Below are 22716 nucleotides of genomic sequence, written 5' to 3'. Positions count from 1 at the left end.
CCCTTTGCTTTCAGGCTTGTAGATCACGAACTGCACAGCTTTGCGGCAGATGGGTGGAACATAGGGTTTGCGCGCTGATTTAACTGGGGTACGCTCGAACGAAGCCAGATGTTCAATCCAAACAATGGAGTTCAGCATGGGATACAAGAAGATTCAGGTTCCAGCAGTCGGCGACAAAATCACCGTCAATGCAGACCATTCTCTCAATGTTCCTAACAACCCGATCATCCCCTTCATTGAAGGTGATGGCATCGGCGTTGATATCAGCCCGGTCATGATCAAGGTTGTCGATGCTGCTGTTAAGAAGGCTTACGGCGGCGAGCGCAAAATTTCCTGGATGGAAGTCTACGCCGGGGAAAAAGCGACTCAGGTTTACGATCAGGACACCTGGCTGCCTCAGGAAACCCTGGACGCAGTCAAGGATTACGTGGTTTCCATCAAGGGCCCTCTGACCACCCCGGTCGGTGGCGGCATCCGTTCGCTGAACGTGGCCCTGCGCCAACAACTCGACCTTTACGTCTGCCTGCGTCCGGTACGCTGGTTCGAAGGCGTGCCGAGCCCGGTCAAGAAGCCGGGCGACGTCGACATGACGATCTTCCGTGAGAACTCGGAAGACATCTACGCCGGCATCGAGTGGAAGGCCGGTTCGCCGGAAGCGACCAAAGTCATCAAGTTCCTGAAAGATGAAATGGGCGTCACCAAGATCCGCTTCGACGAAAACTGCGGTATCGGTATCAAGCCGGTTTCGCTGCAAGGCACCAAGCGTCTGGCGCGCAAGGCTCTGCAATATGTGGTCGACAACGACCGCGATTCGCTGACCATCGTGCACAAAGGCAACATCATGAAGTTCACCGAAGGTGCCTTCAAGGAGTGGGCCTACGAAGTGGCGGCTGAAGAGTTCGGCGCGACCCTGCTCGACGGCGGTCCGTGGATGCAGTTCAAGAACCCGAAAACCGGCAAGAACGTCATCGTCAAGGATGCCATCGCCGACGCCATGCTCCAGCAGATCCTGCTGCGCCCGGCTGAGTACGATGTGATCGCGACCCTGAACCTGAACGGCGACTACCTCTCCGACGCCCTGGCGGCTGAAGTAGGCGGTATCGGTATCGCGCCGGGTGCCAACCTGTCCGACACTATCGCCATGTTCGAAGCGACCCACGGTACTGCGCCGAAATATGCCGGCAAAGACCAGGTCAACCCGGGCTCGCTGATCCTGTCCGCCGAGATGATGCTGCGTCATATGGGCTGGACCGAAGCGGCTGATCTGATCATCAAAGGCACCAACGGCGCGATTTCCGCCAAGACCGTGACCTATGATTTCGAGCGTCTGATGGAAGGCGCCAAACTGGTGTCTTCTTCCGGCTTCGGCGATGCGCTGATTTCGCACATGTAAGAAATTTGCACCAAAAAAACCGCCTTCGGGCGGTTTTTTCATGACTGGATGACGGGTTGCGTCAGCTCGACACCGATTCTTTGTGGATGGAAGGTGCGGTGTGTTCGTTCGCAGTAGTGGCAGCCGTGATCTTCACCGCGTGCAGGCCTTTGGGTCCCTGGATGATCTCGAAGTTTACGGATTGTCCGGCCTTGAGGGTTTTGTAGCCCTCCATGTCGATGGCCGAATAGTGGGCAAAGAAGTCGATCTCTTTGCCGTCCTCATCGCGTCCTTCTCTGGCGTCGGTATTAATGAAACCGAACCCCTTGGCATTGTTGAACCACTTCACCTTACCGACTGCCATGCTCATATCCCTCTGCAACAGACTCCATCACTGGAGTATCATCCAGTACATCCGCAGTCGAATCTCATAAATAAGATTGACTCCGCGGACCTTTTTTACCCACTGTGGGCTCTATTGGTTGTAACACCGTTTTCCCGATAGTCAAGGTGACTGGGCAGTCGGAGTTGAAATCGTTGATAGCCGCCCCCACCACTGTATTTGCACAACTGACGAACCTTTCTTTCCATGCATGCAATCAGCCAGATTCGACTAACATTCAATCAGGATCGCCCGACTCTCCAGAAAGATCTCCCGGAGGAGCACGACGACGATTCCGCAGGCATTGCTGTTCAGGAGGCCAAGCCTGCTTTACAGGCGCCGCCGATGTACAAGGTGGTTTTGTTTAATGATGACTACACACCGATGGATTTCGTCGTCGAAGTGCTCGAGGTGTTTTTTAACCTGAATCGCGAGCTGGCGACCAAGGTCATGCTGGCCGTCCACACAGAAGGACGGGCAGTATGTGGAGTGTTTACCCGCGACATCGCCGAGACGAAGGCCATGCAGGTCAACCAGTACGCCAGGGAAAGCCAGCATCCGCTACTCTGTGAAATCGAGAAGGACGGTTAATCGCCGACCACTTGGGTATGAGGTGAAGCTATGTTAAACCGCGAGCTCGAAGTCACCCTCAATCTAGCCTTCAAGGAGGCTCGTTCGAAGCGTCATGAATTCATGACCGTCGAACACCTCTTGCTGGCCCTATTGGACAATGAGGCTGCCGCCACCGTTTTGCGTGCATGCGGCGCAAACCTCGACAAACTCAAGCATGACCTGCAGGAGTTCATCGACTCCACCACGCCGTTGATCCCCGTTCATGACGAGGATCGCGAGACCCAACCAACCCTGGGCTTCCAGCGTGTTCTGCAGCGTGCTGTCTTTCACGTACAGAGCTCGGGCAAACGCGAAGTGACTGGCGCCAACGTGCTGGTCGCAATCTTCAGTGAGCAAGAAAGTCAGGCGGTGTTCCTGCTGAAACAGCAGAGCGTTGCCCGCATTGATGTCGTCAACTACATCGCCCATGGCATTTCCAAAGTGCCGGGGCACGGCGATCACTCTGAAGGTGAGCAAGATATGCAGGACGACGAGGGCGGTGAGTCTTCTTCTTCAGGCAATCCCCTGGATGCTTATGCCAGCAACCTCAACGAACTCGCGCGCCAGGGTCGAATCGATCCGCTGGTAGGCCGTGAGCTCGAAGTCGAGCGTGTCGCGCAGATCCTGGCGCGTCGTCGCAAAAACAATCCGCTGCTGGTGGGCGAGGCTGGCGTGGGTAAAACCGCGATTGCCGAAGGCCTGGCCAAGCGCATTGTCGACAATCAGGTGCCGGACCTGCTGGCCAACAGCGTGGTTTACTCCCTTGACTTGGGGGCCTTGCTGGCCGGGACCAAATACCGCGGTGATTTCGAGAAACGCTTCAAGGCGTTGCTCAATGAGCTGAAAAAACGTCCGCAGGCGATCCTGTTCATCGACGAAATCCATACCATCATTGGTGCGGGTGCCGCGTCCGGTGGCGTCATGGATGCCTCGAACCTGCTCAAGCCGTTGCTGTCGTCCGGCGATATCCGCTGCATCGGTTCGACCACGTTCCAGGAATTCCGCGGGATCTTCGAGAAGGACCGTGCCTTGGCACGACGCTTCCAGAAGGTCGATGTGTCGGAGCCTTCGGTAGAAGACACCATCAGCATCCTGCGCGGCCTGAAAGGGCGTTTCGAAACGCACCACGGCATCGAGTACAGCGATGAAGCCCTGCGTGCAGCGGCTGAACTGGCGTCACGCTACATCAATGACCGGCACATGCCGGACAAAGCTATCGACGTTATCGACGAGGCGGGTGCCTACCAGCGCCTGCAGCCAATCGAGAAACGCGTGAAACGCATCGAAGTGCCTCAGGTCGAGGACATCGTCGCGAAAATCGCGCGGATTCCGCCTAAGCACGTCAACAGTTCCGACAGAGAGCTGCTGCGTAACCTTGAGCGTGACCTGAAGCTGACGGTGTTTGGTCAGGATGCCGCGATCGACTCGTTGTCGACTGCGATCAAACTGTCCCGTGCCGGCCTCAAGTCGCCTGACAAGCCAGTTGGTTCGTTCCTGTTCGCCGGGCCTACCGGTGTCGGTAAAACCGAAGCGGCGCGTCAGTTGGCCAAGGCGCTGGGCATCGAGCTGGTTCGCTTCGACATGTCCGAGTACATGGAGCGCCACACCGTATCGCGTCTGATCGGTGCACCTCCGGGCTATGTCGGGTTCGACCAGGGCGGCCTGCTGACCGAAGCCATCACCAAGCAACCGCACTGCGTATGTGCTGCTCGACGAGATCGAGAAGGCCCACCCCGACGTGTTCAACCTGCTGTTGCAGGTCATGGATCACGGTACGCTGACTGATAACAACGGGCGCAAGGCGGATTTCCGTAACGTGATTGTCATCATGACGACCAACGCCGGCGCCGAAACCGCAGCCCGCGCTTCGATCGGTTTCACCCATCAGGACCACTCGTCCGATGCGATGGAAGTGATCAAGAAGAGCTTTACGCCAGAGTTCCGCAACCGTCTGGACACCATTATCCAGTTTGGTCGCCTCAGTCATGAGGTCATCAAAAGCGTGGTGGACAAGTTCCTTACCGAACTTCAGGCGCAGTTGGAAGACAAGCGCGTGCAGCTGGAAGTGACCGACGCTGCACGCAGTTGGCTGGCAGCGGGTGGCTACGACTCGGCAATGGGCGCTCGACCAATGGCGCGTTTGATCCAGGACAAGATCAAGCGTCCGCTGGCTGAGGAGATTCTCTTTGGTGAATTGGCTGACCATGGTGGTGTGGTTCACATCGACCTTAAGGACGGCGAGTTGACCTTCGAGTTCGAGACCACGGCTGAAATGGCTTGATGGTTGGTTGGTTGTAAAGCAAAGCTAAAGGCGCCTTCGGGCGCCTTTTTTGTGTTTTGTGGGTTGGGTGTTTTTGGGTGTATATCCGTTGCTGCGGTAACGGCTGCTTAGGGTTTCGCCCTTACGGCGAGGCACTTTTTTCAAACGCCAAAAAAGTACCCAAAAAGGCTCGCCCCGGCGTCCGGCCCCTCGCTTAGGCTCGGCGTTCCTTCGTTCCGGTATTCATCTGGGGGCATCGCCTACGGTCTGCTTCGCGACGACCTCCTCTCGATGTGTGCGGCTTCGCCGCACGGCGCTACGCGCCCACCCCCAGCTGAACACCTCCACTCAGCCTCCCGAAGGGGCGGGCAGAGCAAGATCAAAAGCTGCAGGCGAGCTAACGCTCGGCCTGTTGAGTGGTGAAGAGCGAGAGGTGTACGCTGGTCTGTTTTTGATTCTGCTTTTGATTTTGTAGGAGCGAGGCTTGCCCGCGAAGGCGGCCGGGCAGCCGACCAATATTTACCGGATGTACTCAGTCCAATTGTGTGAGCTGGCTTTGGCTTTGGTTTTGGCTTTTGATCTGGATCTTGATCCTGCTTTTGATCTCTCGCCCCTTCGGCAGGCCGAGCGTAGGTGTTCATCAGGGGGTTAGGCGCGTAGCGCCGTTCGGCGGAGCCGAACACATCGAGAGGAGGTCGTCGCGAAGCAGACCGTAGGCGATGCCCCCTGATGGACACCGTAGCGAGGGTACATCGAGCGTAGCGAGATGCCGTACGTCGGGGCGAAGCCTTTGCTTACTTTTCGGCGTTTGGAAAAGTGAGTCGCTGTAAGAGCGAAACCCTAAGCAGCCGTTACCGCAGCAACGGATATACACCCAACCCTAGAGAGCCCACTAAAACAGCGCACACACAAAAACGCCCGGCATAAACCGGGCGTTTTGTATTGACTTGATTAGCGAGCGCGGTAAGTAATGCGCCCTTTGCTCAAGTCATAGGGCGTCAGCTCGACGCGCACTTTGTCACCGGTAAGAATACGAATGTAGTTCTTGCGCATCTTGCCGGAAATATGCGCGGTTACGACGTGCCCATTTTCCAACTCCACACGAAACATGGTGTTGGGCAGGGTGTCGACGACAGTGCCTTCCATTTCGAAGCTGTCTTCTTTCGACATGCAGTAAAGCCCTCGGTATCCAATGAATGGCCCGGTGCAACTGCGCCAGGCAAAAGCGGCGTGCATTGTGCCCGAAAAATGGGGTTTACGCCAAGCGGTTTACAGATTGCCTTAGTTCAGGATGACCCAGCGCTGATTTATCAGCAATTCGATGGGGCGATACTGGGTCTTGTAGTTCATCTTTTTGCAGTTCTTGATCCAGTAGCCGAGGTAGACCGCTTCCAGTCCCAGACGCTGGGCTTCTGCGATCTGCCAGAGGATTGCGTAACGTCCGAGGCTGCGATGGTCCTCGGCGGGCTCGTAGAAGGTGTAGACCGCCGACAGGCCATTGGGCAGCAAGTCGGTAACCGCCACGGCCACCAACCGGCCGTCGAGACGAAATTCGTAGAACCGCGAAAACGGCAGGTCACGCACCAGGAAGGTCGAAAACTGATCGCGGCTCGGCGGGTACATGTCGCCGTCGGCGTGACGCTGTTCGATATAGCGTTGATAGAGGTCGAAATACTCTTCGCTGAACCCGGGCCTGGCCGGGCGCACCTGCAAGTCTGCGTTGCGCTTGAAAATGCGTTTTTGCTGACGGTTGGGCGCAAATTGAGCCACAGGGATGCGTGCAGGCACGCACGCATTGCAATTCTGGCAATGAGGCCGATAGAGATGATCGCCACTGCGACGAAAACCCATTTCCGACAGGTCTGCGTAGACATGCACATCCATGGGCTGGCTAGGATCGAGAAACAGGGTTGTGGCCTGCTCCTCGGGCAGATAACTGCAAGAGTGGGGCTGAGTGGCATAGAACTTCAAACGCGCCAACTCGGTCATGATCAACCTCGGGGATAAGCTTTTGAATAAGTGTAAGCCACGCGCGCAAAAGTCGCTCAGCAAACCCAGGTGGCGTGATTAGGTTGATCCAGATGTCGAGCCAGATAGCCGGCAAACTCGCTGCGGGGTATCGCTCGGGCGCCGAGGCTGTGCAAATGGTCGGTAGGCATCTGGCAATCGATCAGCACAAAACCTGAGTCTTTCAGATGTTGCACCAATGTGGCAAAGCCATATTTGGAGGCGTTGTCGGCGCGACTGAACATCGACTCGCCAAAAAACAGCTGACCCATGGCCAGGCCGTACAAGCCGCCGACCAGTTCACCCTGGTCCCAGACTTCCACCGAATGGGCGTAGCCGCGCTTGTGCAGCTCCAGGTAGGCGTTCTGCATGGCTTTCGTGATCCAGGTGCCGTCGGCGTAATCGCGCGGCGCGGCGCAGGCGCGTATGACCGCGGCAAAATCCTGATCGAAGGTCACTTGATAGCATTGTTGGCGCAGCAACTTGTTCAGGCTGCGGGAAACGTGCAGTTCGTCGGGAAACAGCACGGTGCGTGGATCGGGCGACCACCAGAGAATCGGTTGGCCTTCGGAAAACCAAGGGAAGCAGCCGTGGCGATAGGCCTGGATCAGCCGATCAGCGGACAGATCACCGCCCGCCGCCAGCAGCCCATTGGGATCGCGCATGGCTTTTTCCAGGGGCGGAAAAGTCAGGGTGTTGCGTTGTAACCAAGTCAGCATGGCATCCGGGCTTGCAGAAGGGGAGGGCAGGGGCGGACGTTTCGGTCCGCCGTGAAGTCGTGCATCAAACGGTAGGAATATCGTCGAGGTATTTCTCGGCGTCCAGCGCGGCCATGCAGCCAGCCCCGGCAGACGTCACAGCCTGGCGGTAAACATGATCGGCCACATCGCCGGCGGCGAACACACCTTCGATGTCGGTGGCGGTGGCATCGCCTTCGTTGCCACCCTTGATCAGCAGGTAGCCGTCACGCATTTTCAGTTGGCCCTGGAACAGGTCGGTGTTGGGCTTGTGGCCGATGGCAATGAACACGCCGGTCAACGGCAGTTCGCGGGTTTCGCCAGTGTTGCTGTCACGCAGGCGGGCGCCAGTTACGCCGCCGGCATCGCCCAACACTTCATCAAGATTCTGATTCCAGTGCAGGCGGATATTGCCGTTGGCGGCTTTTTCGAACAGCTTGTCCTGAAGGATCTTCTCCGAGCGCAGCTTGTCACGACGGTGCACCAGGTGGACTTCCTTGGCGATGTTCGACAGGTATAACGCCTCCTCAACCGCCGTGTTGCCGCCGCCGACCACGGCGACTACCTGATTGCGGTAGAAGAAACCGTCGCACGTCGCACAGGCGGAAACGCCCTTGCCGGCAAAGGCTTCTTCCGACGGCAGCCCCAGGTACTGGGCCGAGGCGCCGGTGGCGATAATCAACGCGTCGCAGGTGTAGGTGCCGCTGTCGCCGATGAGTTCAAAAGGGCGCTGTTGCAACTTGGCGGTGTGGATGTGGTCGTAAACGATCTCTGTGTCAAAGCGCTCGGCGTGTTTTTGCATGCGTTCCATCAGCACCGGGCCAGTGAGGCCTTCGACGTCGCCAGGCCAGTTGTCGACTTCGACGGTGGTGGTGAGTTGGCCACCGGCCTGTATGCCGGTAATGACGACGGGTTTGAGGTTGGCGCGGGCGGCATAAACGGCGGCGCTGTAACCGGCAGGGCCAGAACCCAGAATGATCAGGCGTGAATGCTTGGCTTCGCTCATAAAAACACCTCATAAGCCTTTGTCACAAAAGAGAATGCATGCTCAAATTGAACCGTGTGTCATGTGCTTTTGGCTATGCTACACCCAAGGGTCTGAAGCATGGCATCGGGCGAACAAACCCGTACAATGCCGGCTTGTAACAGCGCTTGTATCAAAAAAGCTGTGCATGCCCTGTTTTGAAACACCGGGGTGCAGTGTTAAAAGTAGTCCCAGTTGCGCCTGTTAACTTTTTTACCTGCCTGGATTGGGCAGTTTTTATAGTCATTCAACAGATGGACGCGCCATTGGCGCAGGAATAGAAGCGTTTTGAAGAAATCCACCGCAGCACCTAAACCAGCCGTCGTTCCGCTCTGGCGCCAGCATTTGCACTACCGACTCAAGGAAGGTGCGCTGATCGCCATCGGTGCCTTGTGCCTGTTCCTGATGATGGCCTTGTTGACCTATGGCAAGGACGATCCGGGCTGGAGCCACAACAGCAAGATCGACGATGTGCAGAACTTCGGCGGGCCGGTTGGCTCCTACAGTGCCGATATCCTGTTCATGGTGCTCGGTTACTTCGCCTACATCTTCCCGCTGTTACTGGCGGTCAAGATCTACCAGATCTTCCGTCAACGTCACGAACCGTGGCAGTGGAGCGGTTGGCTGTTCTCCTGGCGCCTGATCGGTTTGGTCTTCCTGGTGCTGTCGGGCGCGGCCCTGGCCCACATCCATTTCCATGCAGCGACCGGCTTGCCGGCTGGCGCTGGCGGCGCGTTGGGCGAAAGCCTTGGCGACCTGGCCAAAAATGCCCTGAACATCCAGGGCAGCACGCTGCTGTTCATCGCGCTGTTCCTGTTCGGCCTGACGGTGTTCACCGACCTGTCGTGGTTCAAGGTGATGGACGTCACGGGCAAAATTACACTCGACTTGTTTGAACTGTTCCAAGGCGCGGCTAATCGCTGGTGGTCTGCGCGTACCGAACGCAAGCAACTGGTCGCCCAGTTGCGTGAAGTCGATGACCGCGTCCACGACGTGGTGGCGCCGACCGTCACCGACAAGCGCGAGCAGGCCAAGGTCAAGGAACGCCTGATCGAACGCGAGCAGGCGCTGAGCAAGCACATGTCCGAACGCGAGAAACAGGTGCCGCCGGTCATCGCCCCGGCTCCGATCAAGGCGCCCGAGCCAAGCAAGCGCGTACAGAAAGAGAAACAGGCGCCGTTGTTCGTCGACAGCGCCGTGGAAGGCACCTTGCCGCCGATCTCGATTCTCGATCCGGCGGAAAAGAAACAACTCAATTACTCGCCTGAATCCCTGGCTGCGGTTGGCCACTTGCTGGAAATCAAGCTCAAGGAGTTCGGCGTCGAAGTCACCGTGGATTCGATTCACCCAGGCCCGGTGATTACCCGTTACGAAATCCAGCCGGCAGCCGGCGTCAAGGTCAGCCGCATTTCCAACCTGGCCAAAGACCTGGCGCGTTCGCTGGCTGTAACCAGTGTGCGGGTGGTTGAAGTGATTCCGGGCAAGACCACGGTCGGTATCGAGATTCCTAACGAAGACCGGCAGATCGTGCGCTTCTCCGAAGTGCTGTCGTCGCCCGAATACGACAACTTCAAATCCCCGGTGACCCTGGCCCTCGGCCACGACATTGGCGGCAAGCCGGTCATCACTGACCTGGCGAAAATGCCTCACTTGCTGGTGGCCGGTACCACCGGTTCCGGTAAGTCGGTGGGTGTGAACGCGATGATCCTGTCGATCCTGTTCAAGTCCGGCCCGGAAGACGCCAAGCTGATCATGATTGACCCGAAAATGCTTGAGCTGTCGATCTACGAAGGCATTCCGCACTTGCTCTGCCCCGTGGTCACCGACATGAAGGACGCGGCCAACGCCCTGCGCTGGAGCGTGGCGGAGATGGAGCGTCGCTACAAACTGATGGCGAAGATGGGTGTGCGTAACCTGTCGGGCTTCAACCAGAAGGTCAAGGATGCCGAGGAAGCTGGCACGCCGCTGGCCGACCCGCTGTACAAGCGTGAAAGCATCCACGACGAAGCGCCGCTGCTGCACAAGTTGCCGACCATCGTCGTGGTGGTGGACGAATTCGCCGACATGATGATGATCGTCGGCAAAAAGGTTGAAGAACTGATCGCCCGTATCGCCCAGAAGGCCCGTGCGGCCGGGATCCACTTGATCCTTGCGACCCAGCGTCCGTCGGTTGACGTGATCACCGGTCTGATCAAGGCCAACATTCCGACCCGTATGGCGTTCCAGGTATCGAGCAAGATCGATTCCCGGACCATCATCGACCAGGGCGGTGCCGAGCAACTGCTGGGCCACGGTGACATGCTCTACATGCCGCCAGGCACCAGCCTGCCTATCCGTGTCCATGGCGCGTTCGTCTCCGATGAGGAGGTTCACCGGGTGGTCGAGGCCTGGAAACTGCGCGGGGCACCGGAATACAACGACGAGATCCTGGCCGGTGTCGAAGAGCCCGGTAGTGGTTTTGAAGGCGGCAGCGGTGGCGATGATGACAGTGAATCCGATGCGCTCTACGACGAAGCCGTGCAGTTCGTGCTGGAAAGTCGTCGGGCGTCGATTTCGGCGGTTCAGCGCAAGCTGAAAATCGGCTACAACCGCGCCGCGCGCATGATCGAGGCCATGGAAATGGCCGGGGTCGTGACGTCCATGAACACCAACGGTTCGCGCGAAGTCCTGGCCCCTGGCCCGGTGCGCGACTGATTTGAATTGAAAAGGGTGGCGCAATGACGCGCCTCCGCAACTCCCACGAATATCAAGAGGACTCCCATGCGTCTTATCCGCATGCTGTTGCTGCCGGTTCTGGCTTTGACCACACTCTCGGCCCACGCCGATGACAAGGACGTGGCGCGTCTGACCCAATTGCTCGAAACATCCAAGACCCTGACCGCACACTTCTCCCAGTTGACCCTCGATGGCAGCGGCACCCAGTTGCAGGAAACCGCCGGTGACATGTCGCTGCAGCGTCCGGGCCTGTTCTACTGGCACACCAATGCGCCGGCTGAACAAACCATGGTTTCCGACGGCAAGAAGGTCACCCTGTGGGACCCGGACCTGGAACAGGTCACCATCAAGAACCTCGACCTGCGCCTGACCCAGACCCCGGCGCTGCTGTTGTCCGGTGACGTGTCCAAGATCAGCCAGAGCTTCGATATCAGTGCCAAGGAAGCCGGCGGCGTGATCGACTTCACCCTGAAGCCGAAAACCAAGGACACCCTGTTCGACAGCCTGCGCCTGTCGTTCCGCAATGGCCTGGTCAATGACATGCAACTGATCGACAGCGTCGGCCAGCGCACCAATATCCTGTTCACCGGCGTGAAGGCCAACGAGCCGATCCCGGCGTCCAAGTTCAAGTTCGACATCCCTAAAGGGGCGGACGTGATCCAGGAATAAACACCAGGACCTGTGGGAGCGGGCTTGTGTGGCGAGGGGCTTGCCCCCGTTGGGTTGCGAGGCGGCCCTAAAACCTGCATCCGCGGTTTTTCAAAAAACACCGCATGCGATGGTTTTACGACTGCTTCGCAGTCGAGCGGGGGCAAGCCCCCTCGCCACAGGTAAGTCGCTCTTGTCACAGGATTTTCGCCAGACTTGAGAGCAATGTCATAAAGCGAGGTTTGAACCTTACGTGATGGACCTGTTTCGCAGTGCCCCGATTGCTCAGCCCTTGGCCGCCCGTTTGCGTGCGGCCAATCTGGATGAGTACGTCGGTCAGGAACACCTGCTCGCTCGCGGCAAGCCTTTGCGCGAAGCCCTGGAGCAGGGGGCCCTGCATTCGATGATCTTTTGGGGCCCGCCGGGGGTAGGTAAAACCACCCTGGCGCGGTTGCTGGCGGAAGTCTCGGATGCGCACTTCGAAACGGTTTCGGCGGTGCTTGCCGGTGTGAAGGAAATCCGTCAGGCGGTGGAAATCGCCAAGCAGCAGGCCGGGCAGTACGGCAAGCGCACGATCCTGTTTGTCGATGAAGTACACCGCTTCAACAAATCCCAGCAGGACGCCTTTCTGCCGTATGTGGAAGACGGCACGCTGATTTTCATCGGTGCGACCACCGAAAACCCGTCCTTCGAACTCAACAACGCCTTGCTCTCCCGGGCTCGTGTTTACGTGCTCAAAAGCCTCGACGAGGCCGCGCTGCGCAAACTGGTGCACCGTGCACTCACTGAAGAACGTGGCCTGGGCAAGCGGCAACTGACCCTCAGCGATGAAGGCTTTCAGATGTTGCTGTCCGCTGCTGATGGCGATGGCCGACGCCTGCTCAACCTGCTGGAAAACGCCTCGGACCTGGCCGAAGACAGCAGCGAGATCGGCGTCGATCTGCTGCAAAGTCTGCTCGGCGATACCCGTCGGCGTTTCGACAAGGGTGGCGAAGCCTTCTACGACCAGATTTCCGCGCTGCATAAATCCGTACGTGGCTCCAACCCCGACGGCGCGCTGTACTGGTTTGCCCGCATGATCGACGGCGGTTGCGATCCGTTGTACCTGGCCCGGCGCGTGGTGCGCATGGCCAGCGAAGACATCGGCAACGCCGACCCTCGCGCCCTGAGCCTGTGTCTGGCGGCGTGGGAAGTGCAGGAACGGCTCGGCAGCCCGGAAGGCGAGTTGGCGGTGGCCCAGGCCATCACCTATCTGGCTTGCGCGCCGAAAAGCAACGCGGTGTACATGGGGTTCAAAGCCGCGCTGCGCAGCGCCGCCGAACACGGTTCCCTTGAAGTGCCGCTGCACCTGCGCAACGCACCGACCAAGCTGATGAAGCAATTGGGTTACGGCGATGAATACCGTTATGCCCATGATGAACCGGACGCCTACGCGGCTGGTGAAGACTACTTCCCGGAAGAGCTCGACCCGCAACCGTTCTATCAACCGGTGCCGCGAGGCCTGGAACTGAAAATCGGCGAAAAGCTTAACCACCTCGCCCAACTTGACCGACTCAGCCCCCGGCAGCGGAGAAAATAGTGATTCGAACGATTCTTGCGGTGTCCGTGGCCGGTATCGCTGGTACATTACTGCGTTTCGCAACCAGCACTTGGGTCAGCGCCAATTGGCCGCGGCATTTTTATGCGGCGACCCTGGCCGTCAATCTGGTGGGCTGCCTGATTATCGGTTTGCTGTATGGGCTGTTTCTGACGCGCCCGGAAGTACCAATCGAAATCCGCGCCGGCCTGATCGTCGGTTTTGTGGGCGGTCTGACGACTTTTTCATCCTTTTCTCTGGATACGTTGCGCTTGCTGGAAAGCGGGCAGGCACCGATAGCCTTCGGTTATCTGGCCATCAGCGTATTCGGCGGGCTGCTCGCCACCTGGGCCGGCCTGTCCCTGACCAAACTTTGATAACGAGAGACCGACATGCTCGATTCCAAACTGTTACGTAGCAACCTTCAGGACGTAGCGGACCGCCTGGCATCCCGTGGCTTTGTGCTGGATGTTGCGCGCATCGAAGCGCTGGAAGAACAGCGCAAGACCGTCCAGACCCGCACTGAAGCACTGCAGGCTGAACGTAATGCGCGCTCAAAATCCATCGGTCAGGCCAAACAACGCGGTGAAGACATCGCGCCGTTGATGGCTGACGTCGAGCGCATGGCCAGCGAGTTGAGCGCCGGCAAGGTTGAACTGGACCAGATCCAGACCGACCTGGATTCGATCCTGCTCGGCATCCCGAACCTGCCGCACGAATCCGTGCCGATCGGCGCTGACGAAGACGGCAACGTCGAAGTGCGCCGCTGGGGCACCCCGACCGCGTTCGATTTCCCGGTTCAGGACCACGTGGCCCTGGGCGAGAAGTTCGGCTGGCTGGACTTCGAAACTGCCGCCAAGCTGTCCGGCGCGCGTTTCGCCCTGTTGCGCGGCCCGATCGCCCGTCTGCACCGCGCACTCGCGCAGTTCATGATCAACCTGCACACCACCGAACACGGTTACGAAGAGGCCTACACGCCTTACCTGGTTCAAGCGCCGGCCTTGCAAGGCACCGGCCAGTTGCCGAAGTTCGAAGAAGACCTGTTCAAGATCACTCGCGAAGGCGAAGCCGATCTGTACCTGATCCCGACGGCTGAAGTGTCGCTGACCAACATCGTCGCTGGCGAAATCCTCGATTCGAAACTGCTGCCGATCAAGTTCGTTGCCCACACGCCGTGCTTTCGCAGCGAAGCCGGCGCGTCGGGTCGTGACACTCGCGGCATGATCCGCCAGCACCAGTTCGACAAGGTCGAAATGGTCCAGATCGTTGAGCCATCGACCTCTATGGAGGCGCTGGAAGGCCTGACCGCCAACGCGGAGAAAGTCCTGCAATTGCTGGAACTGCCGTATCGCACCCTGGCGCTGTGCACTGGCGACATGGGCTTCAGCGCGGTCAAGACTTACGACCTGGAAGTGTGGATTCCGAGCCAGGACAAGTACCGTGAAATTTCGTCGTGCTCCAACTGCGGCGATTTCCAGGCCCGTCGTATGCAAGCGCGCTTCCGTAACCCGGAAACCGGCAAGCCTGAACTGGTTCACACCCTGAACGGTTCCGGCCTGGCGGTCGGTCGTACCCTGGTGGCCGTGCTGGAAAACTACCAGCAGGCCGACGGTTCGATCCGTGTGCCAGCCGTACTGAAGCCGTACATGGGTGGCCTTGAGGTCATCGGCTAAATGGACTATCTGCCGCTGTTTCATAACCTGCGCGGCAGTCGTGTGTTGGTCGTCGGCGGCGGGGAGATTGCCTTGCGCAAATCCCGCCTGCTGGCCGAAGCCGGTGCGCTGCTGCGGGTGGTCGCACCTGAAATCGAACCGCAATTGCGCGAGCTGGTTGTCGGTAGCGGTGGCGAGTGCCTGGTGCGTGGCTACGTCGAGGCGGACCTGGACGGTTGCGGGCTGATCATTGCCGCCACCGACGACGAGCCGCTGAATGCGCAAGTCTCCGCCGACGCTCATCGGCGTTGCGTGCCGGTCAACGTAGTGGATGCGCCCGCCCTGTGCAGCGTGATTTTCCCGGCGATTGTCGACCGTTCCCCGCTGATCGTTGCCATCTCCAGCGGCGGCGATGCGCCGGTGCTGGCGCGGCTGATCCGGGCCAAAATCGAAACCTGGATTCCTTCCACCTACGGTCAACTGGCCGGCCTGGCGGCGCGCTTTCGTACTCAGGTCAAAAACCTGCTTCCGGATGTGCAGCAGCGTCGGTCGTTCTGGGAGGATGTTTTCCAGGGCCCGATTGCCGATCGGCAACTGGCCGGGCAGGGCGCTGAAGCCGAGCGCTTGCTGCTGGCGAAAATCGCTGGCGAGCCGCCGAAAAAACCGGTGAAGTGTATTTGGTCGGCGCCGGGCCGGGCGATCCGGACCTACTGACCTTCCGTGCGTTGCGGCTGATGCAGCAAGCCGATGTGGTGCTCTACGACCGGCTGGTCGCGCCGGCAATTCTGGATTTGTGTCGTCGCGATGCTGAGCGGGTTTACGTCGGCAAGCGTCGCGCCGATCACGCTGTGCCGCAGGATCAGATCAACCAGCAATTGGTGGATCTGGCCAAGGCTGGCAAGCGCGTGGTGCGGCTCAAGGGGGTGATCCGTTCATCTTCGGTCGTGGCGGTGAAGAGATCGAAGAACTGGCGGCCCATGGCATTCCGTTCCAGGTCGTGCCGGGCATTACGGCGGCTAGCGGTTGCGCGGCGTATGCCGGGATTCCGCTGACTCACCGTGATTACGCGCAGTCGGTGCGGTTCGTCACCGGCCACCTGAAGGATGGTTCCACCGATTTGCCGTGGGCCGACCTGGTCGCCCCGGCGCAAACCCTGGTGTTTTACATGGGGCTGGTGGGCTTGCCGATCATCTGCGAGCAGTTGATCAAGCATGGTCGCGGGGCGGATACCCCGGCGGCGTTGATTCAGCAGGGCACCACGGTCAATCAGCGGGTGTTTACCGGTACGTTGGCTGATTTGCCACGACTGGTGGCGGAGCATGAAGTGCATGCGCCGACATTGGTGATTGTTGGGGAAGTGGTGCAATTGCGCGAGAAACTGGCGTGGTTCGAGGGGGCTCAGGCGCAAGTCTGATTTCTGCGTCGCCTGTTGGAAAAAGATCGCAGCCTTCGGCAGCTCCTACAGGGTTACGCAATCCCATGTAGGAGCTGCCGAAGGCTGCGATCTTTTGATCTTAACGCTTCTGCCAAACCCCTTTCCCACTCAACCGCGCCCGATCATGCGCCGCGGTAAAGTCCTGCGCCGGCCCTTTCGGCACAATCCCCGTCGGGTTAATGGTCTTGTGGCTGCCGTAGTAGTGATGCTTGATGTGCTCAAAATCCACCGTCTCGGCAATCCCTGGCCACTGATACATTTCCCGCAACCAGTTCGACAGGTTCGGATAATCGGCTATTCGCCGCAGGTTGCACTTGAAGTGCCCGTAATACACCGCATCGAAGCGGATCAGCGTGGTGAACAACCGAATGTCCGCTTCCGTCAGGTATTCACCGACCAGGTAGCGGTTCTTGTCTAACAGCAGCTCCAGCCGATCCAGCTCGGCAAACACATCATCGAACGCTTCTTCATAAGCGGTCTGCGATGTGGCAAACCCGGCGCGGTACACGCCGTTGTTCACCGCCGGATAAATCCGTTCATTTAACGCATCGATCTCGCCCCGCAGCGGCGCCGGATAGAAATCCAGATCATTGCCGGTCAGGTCATCGAAGGCGCTGTTGAACATGCGGATGATTTCCGCCGATTCATTGTTGACGATGCGTTTCTGCTGTTTGTCCCAGAGCACCGGCACGGTGACGCGGCCGGTGTAGTTGGCGGTATCGGCGGTGTAGCGTTGGTGCATGAAATTGAAGTGATCGAGTTTGTCGCCGGTGGAGCCGAGGTTCTGGTCGAAGGTCCAGCCGTTTTCCAGCATCAGCCAACTGACCACCGACACATCGATCAGGTTGTCGAGGCCTTTGAGTTTGCGCAGGATCAGCGTGCGATGGGCCCACGGGCAAGCCAGGGACACATAAAGGTGATAGCGACCGGCTTCGGCCGCAAAGCCACCGACACCGGACGGGCCTGGCTTGCCGTCGGCGGTCAGCCAGTTGCGGCGCTGCGCTTGTTCACGTTGGAACGCGCCGTCCTTGCTGCTTTCATACCACTGGTCTTGCCAGCGGCCTTCAACTAACAAACCCATGTTCAAGACTCCTTAACCAATAAGCGTTGGAGAGGAGTCTATGCCCATGAGTTCGAACAAAAAGCGCAAAGGTTGGGCAGTTATGATCGGTTAAATCGATTTGTCCCGGGCGTCCCAGTATTGCTGGGCGGTTTCGAAGGCTTGCTCGCGGGTCTGGCCGAGGCCGACGCAAGGCCAGGGCCATGGTCGAAATCAGCGCCATTTGCGGATAGCTGTCGACCACATCGCCACGCCACACGGCCTTCATGTGTTCAGGATCGAGCGTCGCCGGTTTGACGTGGCGCTGTGCCGACAGTTGCGGCCATTCCTCATCCCAGCTTTCGCCGCCGGTGGTGCCGTACAAGTGACTGTCGGCGTCCGGGTTGATCTCTATTTCGCCGCCGTCGCCCTTGACCACAATTGCCGTATCACCGAGCAAGCCGCTGGCATCGCGATGCACGGCTTGGTAGCCGGGGTGGAAAATGCTTTGCAGGCCACAGCGCGCACTCAACGGATTGAGAATCCGCGTGAGGGAGTGGATGGGTGAGCGCAGGCCCAGGGTGTTGCGCAGGTCGATCATGCGCTGAAGTTGTGGCGCCCAATCCACCAACGGCATGAATGCCAGGCCGCCGTTATCCAGCGCTTCGCCGACCTGCTGCCAGTTGCGGCACAAGGGGATTTTCAGTTCTTCCAGCAGTTGCTCGCTGTACAGCCGACCTGCCGTGTGCGCGCCGCCGCCGTGCATAAAAATCCGCACGCCGTTCTGCGCCAGGCACTTGGCCGCCAGCAGATACCACGGCAGATGACGCTTCTTGCCGGCGTAGGTCGGCCAGTCCAGATCGACATTTAAAGCCGGAGCCTTCAAGCGTTCACGAAGGGCTTCGGTAAACCCCGCCATCTCCTCGGCGCTTTCTTCTTTGTGTCGCAACAGCATCAAAAACGCGCCGAGCTGGGTGTCTTCGACCTTGTCGTCCAGAACGAAGCCCATGGCCTGCCGGGCTTCCTCACGAGTCAGGTCGCGGGCGCCGCGTTTGCCTTTGCCGAGGATCCGCACGAACTGAGCGAACGGATGCTCGGCGGGCGTTTCGAGGGTCAGTGCTGGGTAGTCGGTCATAAGCAATTCGTCGGTTTGGGCAGGCCCGCCAGTTTTGCGGCGAGTTTGGCAGGGGTGCCTTTGAACAGTCGGTTCAGGTGCAGGCTGTTGCCTTTTTCCGGGCCGAGTTTCAACGCGGTGTATTTGATCAGCGGGCGTGTGGCCGGGGACAGCTGGAATTCAGCGTAGAAACTGCGCAGCAATTCGAGGATTTCCACATGCTCGGGGCTCAGCTCGAGGTCTTCGGCGGCCGCTAGGGCGCTGGCTACATCCAGGCTCCAGTCGCTCAGATCGACCAGGAAACCATCCTTGTCCAGCTCGATGGCGCGGGCGCCGACGGTCAGGGAGTTCATAGCCAACTGTTGACCTTGTCGTAGTGAATCGACAGTTCGACGAAGGACGGGTAGTCGATGGCTTGGGCCCAATCGGGCACTGGGAGCGCGCGAGCCTGGGCGTCTTCAACCAGTACGAACAGTTTCAGGCCACGAATGCTCAATGCGTTGAACGGCGCGGTGCCTGGCTGCAAGGCATAAGCCGCGTCGCCAGACAGCAGCAGCGCGTCGTCAGCGCCGATTACACGCAGGCAACTGGTCAGGCGATCGTCGCCAAACGGGGAATGAGACAACACATGCAGAGTCGACATCAGAGGGTGATCACCTGGTCGTAACGGTCAATAAGGGCGGTGATTTCTTTGGCGGTCAGTGCCTGGACTTCTTCCAGCGACAATGCTGTCGGGTCGAGGCCGCGCTCGGCGGCCACTGTCGGCGCAAACAAACAGCTCTTCGACACCAAACATCGGCAACGCTTGCAGGTTGGCGCTCAGGTCTTTTTGCTGCAGGACCTTGGCGTCCTGTTTCGACGCGAGTTGGAAAACCCCGTCATCGAGAAACAGCAGGCCGATCGGCAAGTCGAACGCGCCGCCGGCCAGCACGATGTCCAGCGCTTCCCGCGCGTTCGGCCCGGACCACGGCGCCTGGCGGCTGATCATCAGCAAGGATTTAGGCATGTCACGCGCCTCCAAAACAGATCAGTCGGTCGGCGTCTTGTACTGCGTCATGCAGTTGGCCGAGGCCGGACAATTCCCACGGCGCACCGACTGCCACTGCTTCGCGCTGATAGCGCTTGGCTTCCTCTTCGTTCAACACCCCACGCCGCAGGGCAGCGGCGATGCAGACGACGCCGTCCAGTTGATGCTCGGCAACAAAGGCGCGCCATTGCTTGGGCAAGTCCTGCTCGTCCTGGGGCGTGACGACGCTGCCGGACGCGTTGTAGACGCCGTCCTGATAGAAAAACAGCCGGACAATCTCATGCCCGCCGGCCAGCGCGGCCTGGGCGAACAGCAAGGCACGGCGCGAGGAGGGCGCATGGGCGGCGGAAAACAGCGCGATGGCGAACTTCATGACGGACTCGATCAGCAAAACTGCGGCCATGATAAAGCTTTATCGGCGGGGCGGCGAAGGGCGATTAGCCGTGGACCGAGGTGCTGCCATCGCGAGCAAGCTCGCTCCCACATTCGATCTGCGTCTAGCCACGGTTTAGTGATCAACACAACACCCTGTAGGAGCTGCCGAAGGCTCGGGCCGCGTTCGGCAGCTCCTACAGGGATCGGGGGCAACCGGTGTTCAGCGCGGCATGTAACCCAACTGCCAGCGCCGGGGAATCTTCAGCGACAGCAACCCCACCGCCCCGGCCAGCAGGCCGCTGACAAACAGGGACTTGAGCCCGAGGTGGTGTTCCAGCACCGCGCCGAGGATCGCGCCGGCAAACATGCCGCTCCAGGGAATCAACTGCACCCGCCAGCCATTGCGCCGCTCGCCGAGCATCCAGCGTCCCAGGCCACGGCCGAAGCGCGACAGGGCGCCGGTGACGTAGGTCAGGCCGACCGGCAGTCCGTTCACTTCTTCCACCGCAGCATTGAGCATGCCCATGGAGATGATCGCTGCCAGCAGCGCCGGCAGTTGCTCGTCATAGGGCCACGCGGCAGCACCGCAGAGCAGGGTGGCGATACACAGAAGCAAAGGCAGCGCCCGACGTCCGCCAAGTCGGCTGACGACAATGCCCAAGGCATTGCCGACGATAAACGTAGCCACGAGGATCAACAAACGCACGGTCAGGCCGAGGTCACCATCGCTGATGGCCACGGCGAGACGAGTGGTGTTACCGCTCATGAAGGACACGAAGTCGCCGCTGGCCATGAAGCCAATGGCGTCGGTCATGCCGGCGAGTACTGAAAGTGTAGCCACCAGCGACATGCCGATGCGTCCGCGCCATTTCTGGATATGCAGATGGCCAGGGCTGGCGCGGTGAGTGGAGGCAGATGGCAGCATTGGTGCAGGTCTTCCTCAGGCAGCGACAGAGACGGTCACTTACTCAACCCATATAACTCGCAATACTCCAGCCAGTCCATGCCGGCCATCTCGGCCACTTCCTTGTGCACTTCCAGACGCTGGGTCTGGTAGTCCTCGGCAGTGGGTGCGGTCAGTTGCAGGGTCAGCTCCCAGGCAAACAATCCCAGGCGCTCGGCCTCGGCTTCGAAGGCTTCGTGCAAGCGCTCGTCGCGGTACTCGGCCGCAGTTTCACCCTTGGCCTGGGCGAGCAACGGGTTGAGGTTGTCGAGCTCGTGACGCAGTTCCGGGCGCTCATCGAGAAACTTCTTCAGCGCCTGCTCGTGTTGCTGTTCGGTGGCTGCCATGGTCGCTCCTTGAACGTCAGGTTACGAAGACTGCTTCTTGGCTTTGGCCGCTGCGGCCAGGCACTCGAGGGCGAACTGCTCGGGGTAGGTCATCTGGATCGGCGTGGTTTCGCCTTTGACGGTTCTTTCGCCATCAAGGATGTAACGAATCCGCTTGTCGGTAACGCCGATTCGCTTGGCGATCCAGGACGGTGTCTGACCGATCTGGCTGATCAGCTTGTCGGCATATTCGGCGGTTGGTTTGTAAAATTCGGCGTTGGGTGTCATGTGGCTTTCCAGAAAAAAGAGGTGATGCGCTGTTAATTGCGCGACAGGGTGCGCGAATCGTCACGCGGTGTCGCGGTATAAATGAAGTAAAGCAGAACGATACGCCGCGCCACGGTGATACAGTCCGCTTTTTCTTGATGAGCGAACACAATGCGAATTCTGATGGTGGCGCTGGCCGCAACCCTGCTGGCGGGATGCGCGGGCTCGGTGATGGATGACTCCCGCACCAAATCCCCGACCAAGGTCCTGAACTCGGACAAACCGGAAAAAGTCGTTGCCCAATGCGTGCAATTCGCCTGGCAGGACGAGGCGGTGTTCGGGATTGATGCCGGGGCTTACCTGCAACCGGGCCGCAAGGGCGGTTCTACGGTCTACACCCGTTCGGCGGAATCGTTTGTGGACTTGTCCAGCAATGCGTCCGGCACGGTGCTGAGTTACTACGCGCAGCACGATGATTTCGTGGCCAAGCGCCGATTGGCGGCGTTGGCGACCTGTTTGTAATTGATGACCTGATGCATTTCCCTTGTGGGAGCGGGCTTGCTCGCGAAAGCGGCGGGTCAGTCGACATCAATGTTGAATGATAAGCCGCTTTCGCGAGCAAGCCCGCTCCCACAGGGTTTTGCGATTTAGTCGATATTCATCAGGCGTTTCTGTAAGAAGAAGCGCTGGTGCCCCGGCGGATAGTCCGCGATGTGGCCCAATTCGCTATAACCGAGCTTCTTGTAAAACGCTGGCGCCTGGAAGTCGAAGGTGTCGAGCCAGATCCCCACGCATTCCTTCTCTCGGGCCAGCTCTTCGGCCATGTTCATCAGCCTGGAGCCCATGCCCTGTCCCCGGGCCTGTTCCGGTACCGACAGTAATTCGATGAACAACCATTGGTAAAACACCCGGCCGTAGAGCCCGCCGAGAATCTCGCCGTGGTCGTCGCGCACCAGTAAGGCGAACGGTTGCGGGTTGGCTGGCCCGGCTTGCGCCGCGTTATAGGCGCGCAACGGTGCAAGGATGGCCTCGCGCTCTTCGTTGGTGGGGTTTGGCGACCATTCGACGTGCAACGTCATGGGCTACATCCTTATGGCTATGAAGTGAGAACGCCCAAGCCTATCCCGAAAAGCGACCGGCGTTCCATCCACCGGGAGGAACCGCCGCTTGCACGCAGATGTCTAGCCTCAAGAGCGTCAACTCAA

General features: G+C 59.2%; 21 protein-coding genes and 4 pseudogenes. 10 read left to right on the top strand and 15 right to left on the bottom strand.

Annotation, left to right across the window (positions count from 1 at the left end; all coding sequences use genetic code 11):
• Positions 1-136: 136 nt before the first annotated feature.
• Positions 137-1393: an NADP-dependent isocitrate dehydrogenase gene (icd, locus tag RHM58_RS30300; RefSeq protein WP_017339594.1), complete on the top strand. Its 1257-nt coding sequence runs from the start codon at positions 137-139 to the stop codon at positions 1391-1393.
• Between the two features lie 61 nt (positions 1394-1454).
• Here the strand turns inward: icd and RHM58_RS30295 are convergent, their stop codons facing one another.
• The gene (locus RHM58_RS30295) at positions 1455-1736 is read right to left on the bottom strand and encodes a cold shock domain-containing protein (RefSeq protein WP_201204572.1); all 282 of its coding nucleotides are present in this window, start codon (positions 1734-1736) and stop codon (positions 1455-1457) included.
• A 225-nt stretch (positions 1737-1961) separates the two neighbouring features.
• On the opposite strand from RHM58_RS30295, the gene clpS reads away from it, so the two are divergent.
• Positions 1962-2345, top strand: coding sequence for an ATP-dependent Clp protease adapter ClpS (gene clpS / locus RHM58_RS30290; RefSeq protein WP_054053655.1), 384 nt, complete (start codon positions 1962-1964; stop codon positions 2343-2345).
• 30 nt (positions 2346-2375) lie between these two features.
• Positions 2376-4647 (top strand): annotated as a pseudogene (clpA, locus tag RHM58_RS30285) (ATP-dependent Clp protease ATP-binding subunit ClpA).
• A 930-nt stretch (positions 4648-5577) separates the two neighbouring features.
• On the opposite strand, the gene infA reads toward clpA, so the two are convergent.
• The 4 genes from infA to trxB form a co-directional block, all read right to left on the bottom strand.
• Positions 5578-5796: a translation initiation factor IF-1 gene (infA, locus tag RHM58_RS30280; RefSeq protein ID WP_002553999.1), complete on the bottom strand. Its 219-nt coding sequence runs from the start codon at positions 5794-5796 to the stop codon at positions 5578-5580.
• A gap of 111 nt (positions 5797-5907) precedes the next feature.
• Positions 5908-6615, bottom strand: a complete 708-nt coding sequence (locus RHM58_RS30275) for an arginyltransferase (RefSeq protein ID WP_201197128.1) — start codon at positions 6613-6615, stop codon at positions 5908-5910.
• 56 nt (positions 6616-6671) lie between these two features.
• Positions 6672-7352 carry a leucyl/phenylalanyl-tRNA--protein transferase gene (gene aat / locus RHM58_RS30270; protein ID WP_201204569.1) on the bottom strand — a complete coding sequence of 227 codons (681 nt, stop codon included), beginning with the start codon at positions 7350-7352 and terminating at the stop codon, positions 6672-6674.
• 64 nt (positions 7353-7416) lie between these two features.
• Complete coding sequence (gene trxB / locus RHM58_RS30265; protein ID WP_322268997.1) at positions 7417-8376, bottom strand: thioredoxin-disulfide reductase; 960 nt, start codon at positions 8374-8376, stop codon at positions 7417-7419.
• Between the two features lie 306 nt (positions 8377-8682).
• On the opposite strand from trxB, the gene ftsK reads away from it, so the two are divergent.
• The 6 genes and pseudogenes from ftsK to cysG all read left to right on the top strand — a co-directional run bounded on the left by ftsK (position 8683) and on the right by cysG (position 16399).
• On the top strand, positions 8683-11088 hold the full coding sequence (ftsK, locus tag RHM58_RS30260; protein WP_201204567.1) for a DNA translocase FtsK: 2406 nt from the start codon (positions 8683-8685) through the stop codon (positions 11086-11088).
• A gap of 66 nt (positions 11089-11154) precedes the next feature.
• Positions 11155-11778, top strand: coding sequence for an outer membrane lipoprotein chaperone LolA (gene lolA, locus RHM58_RS30255; protein ID WP_201204566.1), 624 nt, complete (start codon positions 11155-11157; stop codon positions 11776-11778).
• A 235-nt stretch (positions 11779-12013) separates the two neighbouring features.
• Positions 12014-13336: a replication-associated recombination protein A gene (locus tag RHM58_RS30250; protein ID WP_322268996.1), complete on the top strand. Its 1323-nt coding sequence runs from the start codon at positions 12014-12016 to the stop codon at positions 13334-13336.
• The gene (gene crcB / locus RHM58_RS30245; protein ID WP_201197133.1) at positions 13336-13710 is read left to right on the top strand and encodes a fluoride efflux transporter CrcB; all 375 of its coding nucleotides are present in this window, start codon (positions 13336-13338) and stop codon (positions 13708-13710) included. Before RHM58_RS30250 ends, crcB begins: the two co-directional genes overlap by 1 nt.
• A 15-nt stretch (positions 13711-13725) precedes the next feature.
• The gene (gene serS, locus RHM58_RS30240; RefSeq protein WP_201204564.1) at positions 13726-15006 is read left to right on the top strand and encodes a serine--tRNA ligase; all 1281 of its coding nucleotides are present in this window, start codon (positions 13726-13728) and stop codon (positions 15004-15006) included.
• Positions 15007-16399 (top strand): annotated as a pseudogene (gene cysG / locus RHM58_RS30235) (siroheme synthase CysG).
• A 100-nt stretch (positions 16400-16499) separates the two neighbouring features.
• Here cysG and RHM58_RS30230 read toward each other — a convergent pair.
• The 9 genes and pseudogenes from RHM58_RS30230 to RHM58_RS30190 all read right to left on the bottom strand — a co-directional run bounded on the left by RHM58_RS30230 (position 16500) and on the right by RHM58_RS30190 (position 21532).
• A complete protein-coding gene (locus tag RHM58_RS30230) occupies positions 16500-17501 on the bottom strand; it encodes a glutathione S-transferase family protein (RefSeq protein ID WP_322268995.1) in 1002 nt (333 codons plus the stop codon).
• A gap of 90 nt (positions 17502-17591) precedes the next feature.
• Positions 17592-18594 (bottom strand): annotated as a pseudogene (locus RHM58_RS30225) (glycosyl transferase family protein).
• Complete coding sequence (locus RHM58_RS30220; protein WP_201204558.1) at positions 18591-18926, bottom strand: TusE/DsrC/DsvC family sulfur relay protein; 336 nt, start codon at positions 18924-18926, stop codon at positions 18591-18593. Before RHM58_RS30220 ends, RHM58_RS30225 begins: the two are co-directional and overlap by 4 nt.
• Positions 18923-19216, bottom strand: a complete 294-nt coding sequence (tusB, locus tag RHM58_RS30215; protein ID WP_201204557.1) for a sulfurtransferase complex subunit TusB — start codon at positions 19214-19216, stop codon at positions 18923-18925. The genes RHM58_RS30220 and tusB overlap by 4 nt, the downstream gene beginning before the upstream one ends.
• Positions 19216-19579: pseudogene (gene tusC / locus RHM58_RS30210) on the bottom strand (sulfurtransferase complex subunit TusC). The gene tusB and the pseudogene tusC overlap by 1 nt, the downstream one beginning before the upstream one ends.
• A 1-nt stretch (position 19580) precedes the next feature.
• Positions 19581-19973, bottom strand: coding sequence for a sulfurtransferase complex subunit TusD (gene tusD / locus RHM58_RS30205; protein ID WP_201205314.1), 393 nt, complete (start codon positions 19971-19973; stop codon positions 19581-19583).
• Positions 19974-20195: 222 nt separating this feature from the next.
• A complete protein-coding gene (locus RHM58_RS30200) occupies positions 20196-20900 on the bottom strand; it encodes a YoaK family protein (RefSeq protein ID WP_322268994.1) in 705 nt (234 codons plus the stop codon).
• A gap of 35 nt (positions 20901-20935) precedes the next feature.
• The gene (locus RHM58_RS30195; protein ID WP_201257219.1) at positions 20936-21265 is read right to left on the bottom strand and encodes a DUF6388 family protein; all 330 of its coding nucleotides are present in this window, start codon (positions 21263-21265) and stop codon (positions 20936-20938) included.
• A 21-nt stretch (positions 21266-21286) separates the two neighbouring features.
• Complete coding sequence (locus RHM58_RS30190; protein WP_054053620.1) at positions 21287-21532, bottom strand: hypothetical protein; 246 nt, start codon at positions 21530-21532, stop codon at positions 21287-21289.
• A gap of 150 nt (positions 21533-21682) precedes the next feature.
• Between RHM58_RS30190 and RHM58_RS30185 the strand changes: the two genes are divergently transcribed.
• Positions 21683-22033, top strand: a complete 351-nt coding sequence (locus RHM58_RS30185) for a hypothetical protein (RefSeq protein ID WP_201204553.1) — start codon at positions 21683-21685, stop codon at positions 22031-22033.
• A 125-nt stretch (positions 22034-22158) separates the two neighbouring features.
• Here the strand turns inward: RHM58_RS30185 and RHM58_RS30180 are convergent, their stop codons facing one another.
• Positions 22159-22590, bottom strand: a complete 432-nt coding sequence (locus RHM58_RS30180; RefSeq protein WP_322268993.1) for a GNAT family N-acetyltransferase — start codon at positions 22588-22590, stop codon at positions 22159-22161.
• Positions 22591-22716: the final 126 nt, after the last annotated feature.

It is taken from the genome of Pseudomonas sp. 10S4, assembly GCF_034344865.1.
Taxonomy (GTDB): Bacteria; Pseudomonadota; Gammaproteobacteria; order Pseudomonadales; family Pseudomonadaceae; genus Aquipseudomonas.
This window is presented reverse-complemented; position numbering and strand designations above follow the sequence as displayed.